Here is a 15,111-nt window from a genome sequence, read left to right as displayed (position 1 = left end):
CTGAGGGTGCGATTCAGACGCGAAATACATGTTTGAGGTAGGTGACGAAGTTCTCGTCCAGGCATTGGGTCTTGCCGGGCGTATCGGAGATTTTCGCCACCGGATGGCCGTTGCAGGCGGTCATCTTGATCACGATGTTCATGGGCTCGACCCCGGGTATGTCGCAGGTCAGGTTGGTGCCGATGCCAAAGCTTACATTGATCCGGCCGTGCAGCGCTCTATACAGTTCCAGCGCCTTGGGCAGGGTCAGGCCGTCGGAGAAGATCAGGGTCTTGCTCAATGGGTCGATGCCCAGGCTTTCATAGTGGCGTATGGCTTTTTGCGCCCAGGCCAGCGGGTCGCCGGAGTCATGGCGCAGGCCGTCGAAGAGCTTGGCGAAGTACAGGTCGAAGTCGTTGAGGAACGCGTCCATGGTGATGCAGTCGGTCAGCGCTATACCCAGCAGGCCGCGGTATTCGCGCACCCAGCAGTCCAGGGCGGCGATCTGGCTGTCGATCAGCCGCGGGCCCAGTTGCTGGTGGGCCATGAACCACTCGTGGGCCATGGTGCCGATGGGTTTCACCTCCAGCTCGCGGGCCAGGTGCACGTTGCTGGTGCCAACGAACCGACCGGGGAAGTCGCGCTTGAGGATGTGCACCACTTCTTCCTGCACCCGGTAGGAAAAGCGCCGGCGGGTGCCGAAGTCGGCCAACTGGAAACCGCTCAGTTCGCTGGGGCTGGCCTCGGCCTTGAGCCAGTCCAGCTTCTTGTACAACTGCTCGGTGGCCTGCTCCAGCACCACATCGCGGTAGCGGTAGCGGTTGCGCACTTCGCTGATGATCGCCAGCAACGGGATCTCGTAGAGGATCACGTGCAGCCACGGGCCGCGCAGGCGGATGCACAGTTGGCCGTCTTCGACGCTGGTGTGCACGTACCGCAGGTTGAAGCGGAACAGGCTCAGGAAGCGGATGAAATCCGCTTTCATGAACGGGATGCGTTCCAGGAACGCCAGCTGGTCGTGGGTGATGGAAATCTCGGCCAGGCGCTCGATCTGGTAGCGGATCTCCGCGAGGTAAGGCGTCAGGTCTTCGGCGTTGCGGCAGCGGAACTCCCATTCCACCTCGGCATTGGGGTAGTTGTGCAGCACCGCCTGCATCATGGTCAACTTGTAGAAGTCGGTGTCCAGCAGGTTCTGCACGATACGGTCGGCGAAAATACTCTCGGCCATGGTCAGGCTTCCTTGTTCAGGGCGGCGGCCAGTTCGGCGGCGCTGGCGTACAGTTCGATGCCTTCGGCCTGCATCTGTTCGCAGGCAGCCTGGGCGGTGGCCTGGGCGATGGCACGGCAGGCGGGCAAGTAAACACCTACCCGAAAGCCGGCGCGGCGCAGTTGCAGGGCGGTGGTCTTGACGCAGTAGTCCAGCGCCAGGCCGCCCACCAGCACGCAGCCCACGCCCTGCTGGCGCAGAAACTCGATGGCGCCGGTGCTGCGGGTGTCGGCCAGGTCGTGGTAGCAAGCCCCGTAGGGGTGCAGGTCCGGCTCGATGCCTTTCCACACGAAGAAGTCATACTCCAGCGGCGTGGGCAGCTCATCCAGCAGCTCGAAACCAGGCGTGCCGGGCACGCAGTGGCTGACCCAGGTGATGTCGGCGTTGGGCAGGCTCAGGGGTTGCAGCATCTGGGCGTGGCTGGGCACCACCCACGCGGCATGTGGCGTGTGGGCATCCTTGCTGCCCAGGCGCAGGTCGGCGTAGCGGGCCAGGTGGTTGAGCGCCGCGCCGATCAGGTGGCCTTCGGGCACCGGCAGCTCGGCCGGGCAGAGGGGGGTGAAGCCCTTTTGGGCGTCGATGTCGAAACTGGCGATCTTCATGGCGGCAACTCCTTGCTTCGCTGTGCGTGACTACATATTCCACCTGATGTAATATGTGGTCAAGCAAAATTATGCTGTGCAAGAGGGAGGCACCATGAGCAACGCCCAGATCCTGGCCAGTGTCGACATCGTCGCGCTGCGCCTCAACGAGCAACAGCGCCTGGAACTGCTGCTGATTCGCCGTGCTCGCGAGCCTTTCAGAGACCAGTGGGCGTTGCCAGGTGTGCTGGTCAATGGCCGCTGCGCCGACCCCAGCCTGGACGCCGCCGCCAGCCGCGCGCTGGAGGAAAAGGCGCGGGTGGCCCCCCGGTACCTGGAGCAGGTCGCCACGGTAGGCAGCGCCAGCCGTGACCCGCGTGGCTGGTCCATGAGCACCATTTACCTGGCGTTGCTGTGCCCCACCACCCGGCTGGAAGGCGAAGACCTGCGCTTCTTCGCCCTGGATGATGTTCTGCAAGGCCGCCGGGCGTTGCCGTTCGACCACACAGAGCTGGTGGCCCAGGCCCACGCGCGGCTCGCCGCCAAGGCGGTGTACACGGCGCTGCCGCTGCACCTGTTGCAGCCGCGGTTCACGGTCACCGAAGCCTTGGCGGCATTCGAAGCCTGCCTGGGCCAGGCAGTGCAGCACACCACTTTGCGCGGGCGTCTGGAGCGCATGAAGGACAAGGGCTGGATCGCCGACACCGGGGACAAGAACCGGCCGCCCATGGGCCGCCCGCAAACCCTCCTGGAGCACCGGCCGGAGCCGGGCCGGGTGTTCGTGTTCGACCGCAGCGTGTTGGTGTGACGGGCGTGCCTGAGGCAAGTTTCACGTTAGTGGGAATCATTGCCCGTTAAAATCGGCGCGTTTTTTTACCCGCCGAGGTTTCCGATGCGTCGCCGTGCAACCCGCTTCCCCCGCGCCACAGGCTGGTTCGCCGCCGTGGCATTCAGCCTGTTCAGCCCGTTGCTGCTGGCCCAGACGGTGACGGATATCGCCGGGCGCACGGTGCAGGTGCCCGACAACCCTCAACATGTGTTGCTGGGCGAAGGGCGGATGATCTATGCCTTGGCTCTGCTGGAAGGCCAGCAGCCCTTCAAGCGCGTGGTCGGTTGGCAGGGCGAGCTGAGTTCGGTGGACAAGCCCGGTTATGACGCCTTCAAGGCTATTTACCCGGCGATCGGCAAGGTGCCGACCATCGGCACCACCTCCGAAGCCAGCGTCAGCCCCGAGAAAGTACTGGCCCTGAACCCCGATGTGGCCATCTTCGGCGTCGCCGGCCACGGCCCGGGCCTGGACAACCCCATCGTCAAGCAATTGCAGGACGCCGGTGTGCCGGTGGTGTTCATCGACTTCCGCCAGCACCCCCTGCAGAACACCGTGCCCAGCATGCGCCTGCTGGGCAAGGTGCTGCACCGCGAGCCCCAGGCCCAGGCCTACATCGATTTCTACCAGCGCCACCTCAAGCGCGTACAGGACGTGGTCAACGCCGTACCGCGCGACCAGCGCCCCAGCGTGTTCATCGAGATGCTGGCCGGTGTCGGCAAGGGCGGGGTGCCCTGCTGCCACACCGCCGGCAATGGCAACATGGGCGACTTCATCGAGGCAGCCGGCGGCAATAACATCGCTGCTGGCCTGCTGCCAGGCGTGATCGGCGACATCAACCTGGAGAAACTCATCGCCGCTGACCCTCGTTTCTACCTGGTCAGCGGTACCCGCGACAACACCGCCACCGATGCCGGCTACAAGGCCGGCGGTGGCGTAACCGTCGCCAACGCCCGGGCCAGCCTGCAGACGCTGGTGGCTCGCGAGGGCATCAACAGCCTGACCGCCGTACGTGAAGGCCGGGTGCATGGCCTGTGGCACAACTTCTACAACTCGCCGTTGAACATTCTGGCGGTGGAAGCCATGGCGAAGTGGTTCTACCCGCAGCAGTTCGTCGACCTGGACCCGCAGCAGAGCAAGGCCGAACTGCAGAAGTTGCTGCCCGAGGACATCAGCGGCGCCTACTGGGCTGATCTCAAGGCCACCCCATGAATGCGCCGAGCGAGGCGACGCTCATCATGGATGACTACCAGCGCGTGCTGCGTCGCCGTGTACTGCTGCTGGGGCTGTTCCTGGCAGCCATCATTGCTTCCCTGGTGCTGGACTTTACCCTGGGGCCCTCCGGCCTGACCCTGCCCGACCTGTGGCAGACGCTGCTGCACAAGGCCTCGGTCAACCCCGGCCAGCAGGTGATCGTCTGGAGTATTCGCCTGCCCCAGGCGCTGATGGCAGTGCTGGTGGGCGCCGCCCTGGGCCTGGCCGGCGCGGAGATGCAGACCATCCTCAACAACCCGCTGGCCAGCCCCTTCACCCTGGGGGTATCCCATGCGGCGGCGTTTGGCGCGGCGCTGGCCATTGTACTGAACCTGGGCATACCCGGGGTGCCGGATGAATGGCTGGTGGCGATCAATGCCTTCATCTTTGCCCTGATCGCCACGTTGCTGCTGGACCTGCTCGCACGCTGGCGCAAGGCCGATACCAGCGTGGTGGTGCTGTTCGGTATTGCGCTGGGGTTTACGTTCGGCGCGCTGGTCTCGCTGATCCAGTTCGTGGCCACGGAAGACTCGTTGCAAGCCCTGGTGTTCTGGACCCTGGGCAGCCTGGCCCGGGCCAGTTGGCTGAAAGTGGGGCTGCTGGCGCTGGCCGTGGCCTGTGCCTTGCCCATGGCCCTGCGTCGTGCCTGGCAACTGACGGCCTTGCGCCTGGGCGAGGACCGGGCCGCCAGCTTCGGTATCGATGTGAAACGCTTGCGCCTGGGGACGTTGTTGCGGGTCAGTGTGCTCTCGGCACTGGCGGTGGCCTTCGTCGGCACTATCGGTTTCATTGGCCTGGTGGGCCCGCATATCGCCCGCCTGCTGTTTGGCGAAGACCACCGTTTCTATCTGCCGGGCAGTGCCCTGGCCGGGGCGCTGATTCTGTCGCTGGCGTCGGTGGCGTCCAAGAACATCATTCCCGGGGTGCTGATTCCGGTGGGCATCGTCACCTCGCTGGTGGGCATTCCGTTTTTCCTGTCCATCGTGCTGCGTCGCAACGGAGGCCACTGATGAGCGCCCATCAACTGCGTATCGAGCAACTGGATGTCAGCTATGGCAAGCGACGCATCATTGAACAGCTATCGCTGACGGGCGTGTGCCACGGTGAAGTGACGGCGTTGCTGGGGCCCAATGGCAGCGGCAAGTCGACCTTGCTCAAGGCCATCGCCGGACTCACCCCGGCCCGTGGCCAGGTGCTGCTGGACGGCGCCGACCTGCTCACCGCCAGCTACGCCAGCCGAGCCGAGCGGGTGGTGTACCTGCCGCAAAGCCTGCCAGCCAGCGTGCACCTGCGCGTGTTCGAGTCGCTGTTGGTGGCCCGCCGTGCCAGTGGCAATACCTCGCGCCAGCAAGACATCGATGAGGCGCGGGCGTTACTGGAGCGCCTGGGTATCGCACATCTGGCCATGAGTTTCCTGGACCAGCTGTCCGGCGGCCAGAAGCAACTGGTGGGGCTGGCCCAGGCGTTGATCCGCAAGCCGGTGCTGCTGTTGCTCGATGAACCGCTGAGTGCGCTGGACCTGAATTACCAGTACCACGTGATGGACGTGATCGGCCTGGAAACCCGCGAACGCAACATGGTGACGTTGATCGTGTTGCACGACATCAACATCAGCCTCCGCCAGACCGACCGGGTGCTGATGCTCAAGGGCGGCCAACTGATTGCCCATGGCGCGCCGGACCAGGTGATCGACCCGGCCAGCCTGGCCCGGGTCTACGGTGTGCGCGGCCGCGTGGAGCGCTGCTCGCAAGGCAGCGCCCAGGTGATGATCGACGGCCTGGTGTAAACCCCGCAGCCGCTGCCGCCAGGCTGCAGGCTACTTGCGAGCCTTGATCACGGCGCGCATCGGCGCTGGCAGGCCTTCGATGGTGCGGCTGTGGTCATTGGGGTCGAGGAAGTCGCCCAGTGACTGGTACTTCATCCATTCGGTGCTGCGCTGTTCCTGCACCGTGGTGACGCTCACGTCCACGCACTCGATGTCGCTGAACCCGGCGCGGCGCAGCCACAGTTCCAGGGCTGCCACCGAGGGCAGGAACCACACGTTGCGCATCTGCGCGTAGCGGTCTTCCGGTACCAGCACCTGGTGCTTGTCGCCGGGCACGACCAGGGTTTCCAGCACCAGTTCGCCGCCCTTGACCAGGCAGTCCTTCAGCGCCAGCAGGTGTTCGATGGGCGAACGGCGATGGTAGAACACGCCCATGGAAAATACCGTGTCAAAGCCTTCCAGGTTCGGCGGCAGGTCTTCCAGGGCGAAGGGCAGGTGCCAGGCAGGCAGCTCGGGCAGGTAGCGCTGCACGGCCTGGAACTGGCAGAAGAACAGCCAGTTGGGGTCCACGCCGATGACGCTGTCGGCACCGGCGCCGAGCATGCGCCACTGGTAGTAGCCGTTGCCGCAGCCCACGTCGAGCACGCGCTTGCCCTTGAGGTCCAGGTGCGGGGCTACCCGGGTCCATTTCCAGTCCGACCGCCACTCGGTGTCCACGTGCACGCCGAACAGGTTGAACGGGCCTTTGCGCCAGGGCGACAGCCCCATCAGGGCGTCGTGCAGCTGCTGGCGGGTGGCGTCGTCGCAGGGGCAGTCCAGCGTCAGGCTCTGGGCCAGCTCGATGTCACTGGGTTGCAGCGCCGGCAGGGCATCGAGTGCCGCCTGCCAGCGCTCCAGGTCACCGTGGCCTTTCTCCATCTTGGCGTCGAGCTGGGCCTGCAGGCCCTCGCTCCACGTGGCCAGGGGCGTGCCCGCCATGCGGCGGACCAGGGGGGCTAGATCAATCATGGCAGGGCAATCAACGAGGCAAAGTTAAGGCATTGGAACCATGGCACCACTTTGGAGAAACCGGCCGCCAGCAGGCGCTCGCGGTGTTCTTCCAGGCTGTCGGGCTTCATCACGTTTTCGATGGCGCTGCGCTTCTGGGCAATTTCCAGTTCGCTGTAGCCATTGGCGCGCTTGAAGGCGATGTGCAGGTCGGTGAGCAGGTCGTGTTCCTGGCTGTCGGCAAAGCGCAGCTTTTCCGAGAGAATCAGCGCGCCACCCGGCACCAGGGCCTGGCGGATGCGTTGCAGCAGGCCCAGGCGCTGGTCGCGGGTGATGAATTGCAGGGTGAAGTTCAGGGCGATGACCGACGCCGGCTGGAAGTCCAGGCTAAGAATGTCGCCGTCGATGACCTGCACCGGCAGCAATTCCTGGAACATCGAGTCCTGGGCATTGAGGTATTCACGGCAGCGCTCGACCATGGCGCTGGAGTTGTCCACCGCGATCACCCGGCAGTCGTCGGTGCGCACGTGCCGGCGCAGCGACTGGGTAACGGCGCCCAGTGAGCTGCCCAGGTCGTACAGCGCGGTGTGCGGCTGGGCGAACTGGGCGGCAAGCACGCCGAGGTTCTCGACGATGGTCGGGTAGCCGGGCACCGAACGCTTGATCATGTCCGGGAATACCCGCACCACGTCTTCGTTGAAAACGAAGTCGGGCACCTGGGCCAGGGGCTGGGCGAAAATGCGGTCGGGTTCTTTGCTCACGGCGGTTCCGGCGGGTCGGTAAAATCGAGGGGCGGCATTTTACCGGGAATGGCGGTTTATTGCAGGTATGCCTGATGAATCGCGTCGTCTGTTTCCCGAGCTACGCCTGGCCCCCCATTGGCAGGCGTTCTCATGTGGGACCGGGCGCGGCTCGGGAAGCAGGCGACGCTGATCTCACTTGACGGTGATGGCGCAGTCGAACACCTGCACCGGCTTCACCTCAGGCGCCCACGGCTGCTGCAGCACCAGCAGCAACTGCCCCTGCCCGGCGGCCTTGGCCTGGAAGCGCCATGTCGATTGCCCGGCAGCGCCTACCAGCCCGGCGTCCTCTGGGTTGCTGTACACCTCCGGGCTCAGTACCCGCAGCACGGCGGGCGCGGGGTTCTGCATCAGCCAGCGATAGCCGGTGGTGGGGTTGCTGGGCAGGGTGAGGGTGAGGGTTTGGCCATTGACCAGTTTCAGCGGGCATTCGCTCTGTCTGGCCAGCTCGACGTTGTGCGCCGGTTGCTGGGCGCAGGCGGCCAGCAGGGCAATGCTGGCGGGCAGGAGAAGGCGGGCGGCGGTCATGGGCGGCTCCATGGGTGGCAAGGATGGCCGCCAGCATAACCGAAAAAATGGGGCTCCGACCCTGTGGGACCGGGCGAAGCTCGGGAAGCAGGCGCCGCGAACCTTCAGGTATTTCGCGTTGCCTGCTTCCCGAGCTTCGCCCGGTCCCGCAACTAGTCAGAACAACACTTTCGCCACATCGGCAAAACGCTTGGCAAAGTGCACCGTCAGGCCTTGCTTGAGGTAGTCCGGCAGCTCTTCGAAATGCCCGCGGTTGGCTTCCGGCAAGATCAGTTCATTGATCTTCTGCCGCCGCGCCGCGATCACCTTCTCGCGCACACCGCCAATCGGCAGCACGTGCCCGGTCAGCGTCAACTCACCGGTCATGGCCACGCCTTTCTTCGGTGCCTGGTCACGGGCCAGGGACAGCAAGGCGCTGGCCATGGTCACGCCGGCGCTCGGGCCGTCCTTGGGCGTGGCGCCCTCGGGTACGTGCAGGTGCACGAACGCCTCGTCGAAGAAGCTCGGGTCGGCGCCGTACTGCTGCAGGTTGGAGCTGATGTAGCTGTGGGCGATTTCCGCCGACTCCTTCATCACCTCACCCAGTTGCCCGGTCAGCTTGAAGCCGCGGTTGTGGGTGTGAATGCGCGTGGCTTCGATGGGCAGGGTAGCGCCGCCCATGCTGGTCCAGGCCAGGCCCGTGATCACGCCCTTGCCCGACAGCACCTGTTCGCTGCGGAACACCGGCATGCCCAGCGAAGCTTCCAGGTCCTTGGGGCCGATCTTGATGACGCTGTCCGGCGCATCCAGCAGGCGCACCACGGCCTTGCGCACCAGTTTGCCCAGCTGTTTTTCCAGCTGCCGCACGCCGGCTTCGCGGGCATAGCCTTCGATCACCGCGCGCAGTGCGGTGTCGCTGATGCTCAGCTTGCTCTTGTCGACGCCGGCCTTCTCCAGTTGCTTGGGCCACAGGTGGCGCTTGGCGATGGCCAGTTTCTCTTCGGTGATGTAGCCGGACAGGCGAATCACTTCCATGCGGTCAAGCAGTGGCCCGGGGATCGAGTCCAGGGTGTTGGCGGTGCACACGAACAACACCTTGGACAGGTCCAGGCGCAGGTCCAGGTAGTGGTCGAGGAAGTCGACGTTCTGTTCCGGGTCCAGGGTCTCCAGCAGCGCCGAAGCCGGATCGCCCTGGTAGCTCTGGCCCATCTTGTCGATCTCGTCGAGCATGATCACCGGGTTCATCACTTCGACGTCTTTGAGCGCCTGCACCAGCTTGCCCGGCTGGGCACCGATGTAGGTGCGGCGGTGGCCCTTGATTTCGGCCTCGTCACGCATGCCGCCCACGCTGAAACGGTAGAAAGGCCGGCCCAGGGACTCGGCGATGGATTTGCCAACACTGGTCTTGCCCACGCCAGGCGGGCCCACCAGCAGTACGATGGAACCACTGATCTCGCCTTTGTAGGCGCCCACGGCGAGGAATTCCAGAATGCGGCTCTTGATGTCATCAAGGCCGGCATGATGCTGGTCCATGACCTTGCGGGCGAACTTGAGGTCCAGCTTGTCTTTGCCGTACACGCCCCAGGGCAGGGCGGTGGCCCATTCCAGGTAGTTGCGGGTCACCGCGTATTCCGGCGAGCCGGTTTCCAGGATCGCCAGTTTGCCCATTTCCTCGTCCACGCGCTTTTGCGCCTGGGGTGGCAGGGTCTTGCCTTCCAGGCGCTGCTGGAACTGCTCGAGGTCGGCGCTGCGGTCGTCCTTGGTCAGCCCCAGCTCCTGCTGGATGACCTTGAGCTGTTCCTTGAGGAAGAACTCACGCTGGTGCTCGCCGATCTGGCGGTTCACCTCGGCGGAAATCTCTTTCTGCAAGCGCGCTACTTCAACCTCTTTGCGCAGCATGGGCAGTACTTTTTCCATGCGCTTGAGCATGGGCACGCAGTCCAGCACCTGCTGCAGTTCGGCGCCGGTGGCGGAAGTCAGGGCGGCGGCGAAATCGGTGAGCGGCGAGGGGTCGTTGGGGCTGAAGCGGTTGAGGTAGTTCTTCAGCTCTTCGCTGTACAGCGGGTTGAGCGGCAGCAACTCCTTGATGGCGTTGATCAGCGCCATGCCGTAGGCCTTCACCTCGTCGGTGGGCTCGGCGGGTTGGTGCGGGTATTCCACTTCCACCAGGTAGGGCGGGCGGTGGTGCTTGAGCCAGTTGCGGATGCGAACACGCGACAGGCCCTGGGCCACGAACTGCAGCTTGCCGTTTTCGCGGCTGGCGTGGTGGATCTTCACCAGGGTGCCGTACAGCGGCAGGTTGGAAGTGTCCAGGTGGCGGGTGTCCTGGGGCGTTTCCATGAAGAACAGCGCCAGGGAGTGATGTGGCTCTTTGGCCACCAGGTCCAGGGTCTCGGCCCACGGCTCTTCGTTGACGATCACCGGCAGCACTTGCGCGGGGAAGAACGGGCGGTTGTGGATCGGGATGATATAGACCTTGTCCGGCAGGTTCTGGCCGGGCAATGCCAGCTCGGTGCTGGAATGGGTGGAATGCTCGATGTGTTCGTGGTCCAGGGGGGCGTTCGGGTGTTCGGGGAAATCCTGCTGGTCGCTCATGGGGCACCTGCGCAAATGGCTATGCCCGTTTAGATGGGGCGGCCGGGCAGTGGTTTCAATGGCGGCACTCCAGCTTTACCAAAACCTGACGATAACCTTCACATAGAGCGGCCCCGGGGTCGCGCGACTGCGTCACTGGCATAAAGTGCTACGCTCCTGACTGGGTTCGCCTCCTTTCGTCGGGAATTCAGGGATGATAGCAATAAGCCATAATCATGGCGTGATCTCTGGAGCCAGGGTGTTTATTCTGGCTCGGCTGCAACTGCCAGGGCTGGCGATATCTGTTTTCCGACCTTGGGTGCCAACATGGCAAGAATCCGTGTGCAACTTGCTGTATTGATACTAGCCCTGGGAGCATCGGCGTTCTGCGCCGCCGCCCCGCTCAAGGCACAGGTGCTCGACGCCCAGGGCAAGCCGCTGGCCGGGGCAGTGCTGAGCCTGTCCGGTGACAACACCGCGGGCAATGCCGTGCCCACCGCCAGCATGGACCAGGTCAAGCAGGAGTTCGTGCCCCACGTGCTGGCCGTGCACACCGGCACCCGGATCCGCTTCCCCAACAGCGACAACATTCGCCACCAGGTGTACTCGTTCTCGCCGGCCAAGCGCTTTGAACTGCGCTTGTACGAAGGCACCCCGACCGACCCGCTGCTGTTCGACAAACCCGGCGTGGTGGTGTTGGGTTGCAACATCCATGACTGGATGCTGGGTTACATCTACGTGACCGATGACCCCTGGTTCGCGGTCAGCGGGGCCGACGGCACACTGAGCCTCGATGTGCCCCCCGGCCGCTATCAGGCCACCCTGTGGCACCCGCAGTTGCCCGACCAGCGCGTGAGCCCTGGAGGCACCATCGACGTTGCCGCCAGTGGCCTGCAGCGCTCCTGGACCCTCACGGTAGAGCCGCTGACGGCTGATACCCCTCATGCTCCTGAAACGAGTGGCTTCGGCGATGCGTTCAATAAAGCTGTCCGTGAAACTGAGAAGTAGTTTCCAGGCACGCATTGCCTGCGTCCTGACGCTTTTGCTGCTGGTGGTGATCGCGGCCTTGACCCTGTCGGTCAAGCTGGCCACCACCGATGCGGTACGGGTTCAGGCCAGCGAGCAGTTGCAGGTGGGCTCGCGGGTGTTCGAGCGCCTGCTGGACGTGCGCGGCAAGCGCCTGAAAGATGCCGCGCAACTGCTGGCCGCCGACTTCGGTTTCCGCGACGCCGTGGCCAGCGGCGATTCGGCCACCATCCGCTCGGCCCTTGCCAACCATGGCGCGCGCATCGGCGCCAGTGACATGATCCTGCTGAGCATGGACGGCAAGGTCATGGCCAGCACCGTTGCCGAGCTCGAGGACGGCAGCCGTTTTCGCTATGACCAGGCTCTGCGTGACGCACGGCGGCAGAACCAGGCCATGCTCATCGTGCCACTGCGCGGTGAGCCACACTTGCTGGTGGAAGCACCGGTGATGGCGCCGTTGCCGATTGGTCGCGTGGTGATCGGCTTCGTCATGGACGATGCCCTGGCCCAGGAACTGCACAACCTCACCAACCTGGAGGTGTCGTTCCTGTCGCGCGACGATGGTCAGTTGGGCAAATTGGTCAGTACCCAGCCCGCCGGCTTGCAGCCGGCCATCACCAACTGGATGCTGGAGCACGCCAACAGCAACCATGTGTCCCAGGCCACCCATGATGACCGCACGTACCTCAGCCAGCCGCTGATGCTCGACAACAACGATGGCGGCCAGGTCATTGCCCTGTTGCAGAGCCCGCTGGACGAAGCGTTGCAGGCATTTTCGGCGCTCGACAACACCATCCTGTTCATTGCCATCGCCGCCCTGGCGGCATCGCTGATCGGTGCCCTGCTGCTGGCGCGCAGTGTCTCGCAACCCGTGCAGATGCTGGCGCAGGCCGCGCAGCGCATTGGTACCGGTGACTACCAGACCCCCGTGGACCTGGAGCGCCGGGACGAATTGGGCGTGCTGGCCAACGCCTTCAACCACATGCGCGTGGGCATCGCCGAACGCGAGCAGCAATTGGCCCACAATGCCCTGCATGATAGCCTCACCGGGTTACCCAACCGTACCCTGGCCATGGAGCGCTTGAGCAGCGCCATCGCCGCCCAGCGGCCGGTTGCCCTGGTGTACCTGGGTATCGATAACCTGCGGGCCCTCAGCGACGGCGCCGGCTCGGTGTTCATCGACGGTCTGCTGCACCAGGTGGGGCAGCGCCTGCAGGCCACCCTGACGCCGGGCGACACCCTGGCCCACCTGATCGCCGACGAATTCCTGCTGCTGCTCGAACATACCGACAGTGACAGCGCGGTGGCTCGTGCGGACAAGATTCAGCAACTGCTGCTCAAGCCGCACCGTTTCAAGGGGCATGACGTGGCCATCGATTGCCGTATCGGCATCGCGGCCTACCCGGCCGATGGCGACCACGCCGAAGCACTGATCAGCCGCGCCGCGGTAGCCCTCAAGGACGCCGCGATGATGCCTGGGCGCCTGCAGGTCTACGAACAGGGCCGCGACCTGGCCCACCAGCGCCAGATCCGCCTGATCCGCGACCTGCGCCGCGCCGCCGACAATGGTGAGCTGCTGCTCAATTACCAGCCCAAACTGGACATCCGCGACGGCAAGGTACGCCAAGCGGAGGCCCTGTTGCGCTGGCACCACCCGCAACTGGGCATTGTTTCGCCGGGGGAATTCATCGAGCTGGCCGAACGCACCGGCAGCATCCAATTGCTGACCCGTTGGGTGATCGAGGAGGGGATTCGGCAGGTGGGTGAGTGGAACCTTCGCGGCTTGCGGGTGCAGTTGTCGTTGAACATTTCGGCCGATGACCTGCTGGGCCAGGACCTGGCCGATCGCGTCAACACGCTGTTGGCGCTGTACAGCGTGCCGGCCAGCCAATTGATCTTCGAGATCACCGAAAGCGCGATCATGCGCGAGCCGGAGTCGGCCCTCAAAGTGCTCAACCGCTTGCGCGAATGCGGCATCAGCCTGTCGGTGGACGATTTCGGCACCGGGTATTCATCGTTGGCGCACCTCAAACGCCTGCCGGTGCAGGAACTGAAGATTGATCAGTCCTTCGTGCGCAACCTGGACGAAACCAGCGAAGACGCGGTGATCGTGCGCTCCACCATCGAAATGAGCCACAACCTGGGCCTCAAGGTGGTGGCCGAGGGCGTCGAATACGAACACAGCCTGCGCCTGCTGGAGCGCTGGCACTGCGATACCGCCCAGGGTTACCTGATCAGCCGGCCGCTCACGGCGTCGGCGTTCGAGGCCTGGATGAAGCTACCCCTGCCTACCCTGTCTGCGATGGTGCACTGAAGATGACGCGTCGATTGTCCCTGTTGCTGTGTTCCCTGTGCCTGTCCTCGGTGGCGATGGCCGACCAGGGCCGCCTGCTGGCCACCGGCGGCGCCTCCAGCCTGGACGGTCCCGCGGGCGGTGGCATCAACCCATGGGCGGTGCTGGCCGGCTACGGCGAGCAGGGCGAGTGGGGGGCGACGGCTTTCGGCACCCACGTAGATCTGCCGGACTACAACCTGGACGTGGTGGGCCTGGCCGCCAGTTACGACAACCGCGTGGAGGTGTCTTACGCTCACCAGCGGTTTGACCTGGGCAGCCTGGTGCACAAGTTCGGTTTGCCGCAGGACAGCCTGGGGCAAGACATTTTCGGCGTGAAAGTGCGGCTGTTCGGCGACCTGATCTACGACCAGTTGCCCCAGGTGTCCCTGGGCCTGGAGTACAAGCACGACAACAACTTCGAGATTCCACGGCTGGTGGGCGCCCAGCGCGACTCCGACGTGGAGGGCTACCTGGCCGCCAGCCGGCTGTTCCTCGGGGGCGCCTTCGGTTACGACGTGCTGCTCAACGGCAACCTGCGCTACAGCCGCGCCAACGAACTGGGCGTGCTGGGTTTTGGTGGCGACCGCCGCGATACCCGCAGCGTGCTGAAGGAAGCATCGGCGGCGGTGCTGTTCAACCCACGCTGGGCGCTGGGCGTTGAGTACAAGGAGAAGCCCGACAACCTGTCGTTCTCTGGCGAGAGCGACTGGGCCGACGTATTCGTGGGCTGGTTCCCCAACAAGCACATCGCGGTGGTGCTGGCGTACGCCCGCCTGGGCGAAATCGCCACGCTGGACAACCAGAATGGCACGTACCTGTCGATTCAGGGGAGTTACTGATGATCCGCCGCGTGTTGCTTGCCTCTGTGTTGCTGCTGGGCGCCTGCGCCGCCAACACCCAACCGCCCACGGATGACAGCCTGTACCGCGACCTGGGCGCCACGCCCGGGATTACCGCGATCGTCGAAGGCATGCTGCTGCACATCGCCCACGACGACCGCATCGTCGAGCATTTTCGCAACGTCAACATCTCGCGCCTGCGGGACAAATTGGTCGAGCAGTTCTGCGTGGAGGCGGGTGGGCCTTGCACTTACACCGGCGACACCATGGCTGAGTCGCACAAGGGGCAGAACCTGACGCGCAGTGATTTCAATGCCCTGGTGGAGGACCTGATCAAGGCCATGGAGGACAGGAATGTGCCGGTGCCGGCG

At 64.6% G+C, this 15,111-nt stretch carries 14 protein-coding genes; 8 read left to right on the top strand and 6 right to left on the bottom strand.

Annotated features, from left to right (window positions below; genetic code table 11):
• Positions 1 to 13 precede the first annotated feature (13 nt).
• Both pncB and QBK88_RS01990 read right to left on the bottom strand, forming a co-directional pair.
• Entirely contained in the window at positions 14 to 1,207 is a 1,194-nt protein-coding gene (gene pncB, locus QBK88_RS01995) for a nicotinate phosphoribosyltransferase (protein WP_277960704.1), read from the bottom strand.
• Positions 1,208 to 1,209: 2 nt separating this feature from the next.
• Positions 1,210 to 1,848: an isochorismatase family protein gene (locus QBK88_RS01990; RefSeq protein WP_277960703.1), complete on the bottom strand. Its 639-nt coding sequence runs from the start codon at positions 1,846 to 1,848 to the stop codon at positions 1,210 to 1,212.
• Positions 1,849 to 1,942: 94 nt separating this feature from the next.
• Here QBK88_RS01990 and QBK88_RS01985 point away from each other — a divergent pair, with 94 nt between their 5' ends.
• From QBK88_RS01985 to QBK88_RS01970, 4 genes are all read left to right on the top strand, one after another.
• The gene (locus QBK88_RS01985) at positions 1,943 to 2,635 is read left to right on the top strand and encodes an NUDIX domain-containing protein (protein WP_277960702.1); all 693 of its coding nucleotides are present in this window, start codon (positions 1,943 to 1,945) and stop codon (positions 2,633 to 2,635) included.
• A gap of 84 nt (positions 2,636 to 2,719) precedes the next feature.
• Positions 2,720 to 3,865: an ABC transporter substrate-binding protein gene (locus QBK88_RS01980; protein ID WP_277960701.1), complete on the top strand. Its 1,146-nt coding sequence runs from the start codon at positions 2,720 to 2,722 to the stop codon at positions 3,863 to 3,865.
• Entirely contained in the window at positions 3,862 to 4,917 is a 1,056-nt protein-coding gene (locus tag QBK88_RS01975; RefSeq protein ID WP_277960700.1) for a FecCD family ABC transporter permease, read from the top strand. Before QBK88_RS01980 ends, QBK88_RS01975 begins: the two co-directional genes overlap by 4 nt.
• Positions 4,917 to 5,693, top strand: coding sequence for an ABC transporter ATP-binding protein (locus QBK88_RS01970; RefSeq protein ID WP_277960699.1), 777 nt, complete (start codon positions 4,917 to 4,919; stop codon positions 5,691 to 5,693). The genes QBK88_RS01975 and QBK88_RS01970 overlap by 1 nt, the downstream gene beginning before the upstream one ends.
• A 30-nt stretch (positions 5,694 to 5,723) precedes the next feature.
• Here QBK88_RS01970 and cmoB read toward each other — a convergent pair whose 3' ends face one another.
• The 4 genes from cmoB to lon form a co-directional block, all read right to left on the bottom strand.
• The gene (gene cmoB / locus QBK88_RS01965) at positions 5,724 to 6,680 is read right to left on the bottom strand and encodes a tRNA 5-methoxyuridine(34)/uridine 5-oxyacetic acid(34) synthase CmoB (protein WP_277960698.1); all 957 of its coding nucleotides are present in this window, start codon (positions 6,678 to 6,680) and stop codon (positions 5,724 to 5,726) included.
• Positions 6,677 to 7,420, bottom strand: coding sequence for a carboxy-S-adenosyl-L-methionine synthase CmoA (cmoA, locus tag QBK88_RS01960; RefSeq protein ID WP_277960697.1), 744 nt, complete (start codon positions 7,418 to 7,420; stop codon positions 6,677 to 6,679). The genes cmoB and cmoA overlap by 4 nt, the downstream gene beginning before the upstream one ends.
• Before the next feature lie 174 nt (positions 7,421 to 7,594).
• Entirely contained in the window at positions 7,595 to 7,987 is a 393-nt protein-coding gene (locus QBK88_RS01955; protein ID WP_277960696.1) for a protease inhibitor I42 family protein, read from the bottom strand.
• A 156-nt stretch (positions 7,988 to 8,143) separates the two neighbouring features.
• Complete coding sequence (lon, locus tag QBK88_RS01950) at positions 8,144 to 10,561, bottom strand: endopeptidase La (protein ID WP_277960695.1); 2,418 nt, start codon at positions 10,559 to 10,561, stop codon at positions 8,144 to 8,146.
• 306 nt (positions 10,562 to 10,867) lie between these two features.
• Here lon and QBK88_RS01945 point away from each other — a divergent pair, with 306 nt between their 5' ends.
• The 4 genes from QBK88_RS01945 to QBK88_RS01930 all read left to right on the top strand — a co-directional run.
• A complete protein-coding gene (locus tag QBK88_RS01945) occupies positions 10,868 to 11,548 on the top strand; it encodes a methylamine utilization protein (RefSeq protein ID WP_277960694.1) in 681 nt (226 codons plus the stop codon).
• A complete protein-coding gene (locus tag QBK88_RS01940) occupies positions 11,532 to 13,880 on the top strand; it encodes an EAL domain-containing protein (RefSeq protein WP_277960693.1) in 2,349 nt (782 codons plus the stop codon). Before QBK88_RS01945 ends, QBK88_RS01940 begins: the two co-directional genes overlap by 17 nt.
• A 2-nt stretch (positions 13,881 to 13,882) precedes the next feature.
• A complete protein-coding gene (locus QBK88_RS01935) occupies positions 13,883 to 14,740 on the top strand; it encodes a DUF3034 family protein (RefSeq protein ID WP_277960692.1) in 858 nt (285 codons plus the stop codon).
• On the top strand, positions 14,740 to 15,111 hold a 372-nt coding region (locus QBK88_RS01930), incomplete at its 3' end, for a group I truncated hemoglobin (protein WP_445764880.1). The genes QBK88_RS01935 and QBK88_RS01930, both read left to right, overlap by 1 nt.

The organism is Pseudomonas sp. RIT-To-2 (assembly GCF_029623465.1).
In the GTDB taxonomy this organism is placed as follows: Bacteria; Pseudomonadota; Gammaproteobacteria; order Pseudomonadales; family Pseudomonadaceae; genus Aquipseudomonas; species Aquipseudomonas silvicola.
The sequence above is the reverse complement of the archived record's forward strand: the minus strand, read 5'-3'. Positions and strand labels throughout refer to the sequence as shown.

What these genes read in the sequence shown, in the direction of transcription:
- pncB (WP_277960704.1), bottom strand. Translation starts at nt 1,207, where the DNA reads ATGGCCGAGAGTATTTTCGCCGACCGTATCGTGCAGAACCTGCTGGAC.
- QBK88_RS01990 (WP_277960703.1), bottom strand. Translation starts at nt 1,848, where the DNA reads ATGAAGATCGCCAGTTTCGACATCGACGCCCAAAAGGGCTTCACCCCC.
- QBK88_RS01985 (WP_277960702.1), top strand. Translation starts at nt 1,943, where the DNA reads ATGAGCAACGCCCAGATCCTGGCCAGTGTCGACATCGTCGCGCTGCGC.
- QBK88_RS01980 (WP_277960701.1), top strand. Translation starts at nt 2,720, where the DNA reads ATGCGTCGCCGTGCAACCCGCTTCCCCCGCGCCACAGGCTGGTTCGCC.
- QBK88_RS01975 (WP_277960700.1), top strand. Translation starts at nt 3,862, where the DNA reads ATGAATGCGCCGAGCGAGGCGACGCTCATCATGGATGACTACCAGCGC.
- QBK88_RS01970 (WP_277960699.1), top strand. Translation starts at nt 4,917, where the DNA reads ATGAGCGCCCATCAACTGCGTATCGAGCAACTGGATGTCAGCTATGGC.
- cmoB (WP_277960698.1), bottom strand. Translation starts at nt 6,680, where the DNA reads ATGATTGATCTAGCCCCCCTGGTCCGCCGCATGGCGGGCACGCCCCTG.
- QBK88_RS01955 (WP_277960696.1), bottom strand. Translation starts at nt 7,987, where the DNA reads ATGACCGCCGCCCGCCTTCTCCTGCCCGCCAGCATTGCCCTGCTGGCC.
- lon (WP_277960695.1), bottom strand. Translation starts at nt 10,561, where the DNA reads ATGAGCGACCAGCAGGATTTCCCCGAACACCCGAACGCCCCCCTGGAC.
- QBK88_RS01945 (WP_277960694.1), top strand. Translation starts at nt 10,868, where the DNA reads ATGGCAAGAATCCGTGTGCAACTTGCTGTATTGATACTAGCCCTGGGA.
- QBK88_RS01935 (WP_277960692.1), top strand. Translation starts at nt 13,883, where the DNA reads ATGACGCGTCGATTGTCCCTGTTGCTGTGTTCCCTGTGCCTGTCCTCG.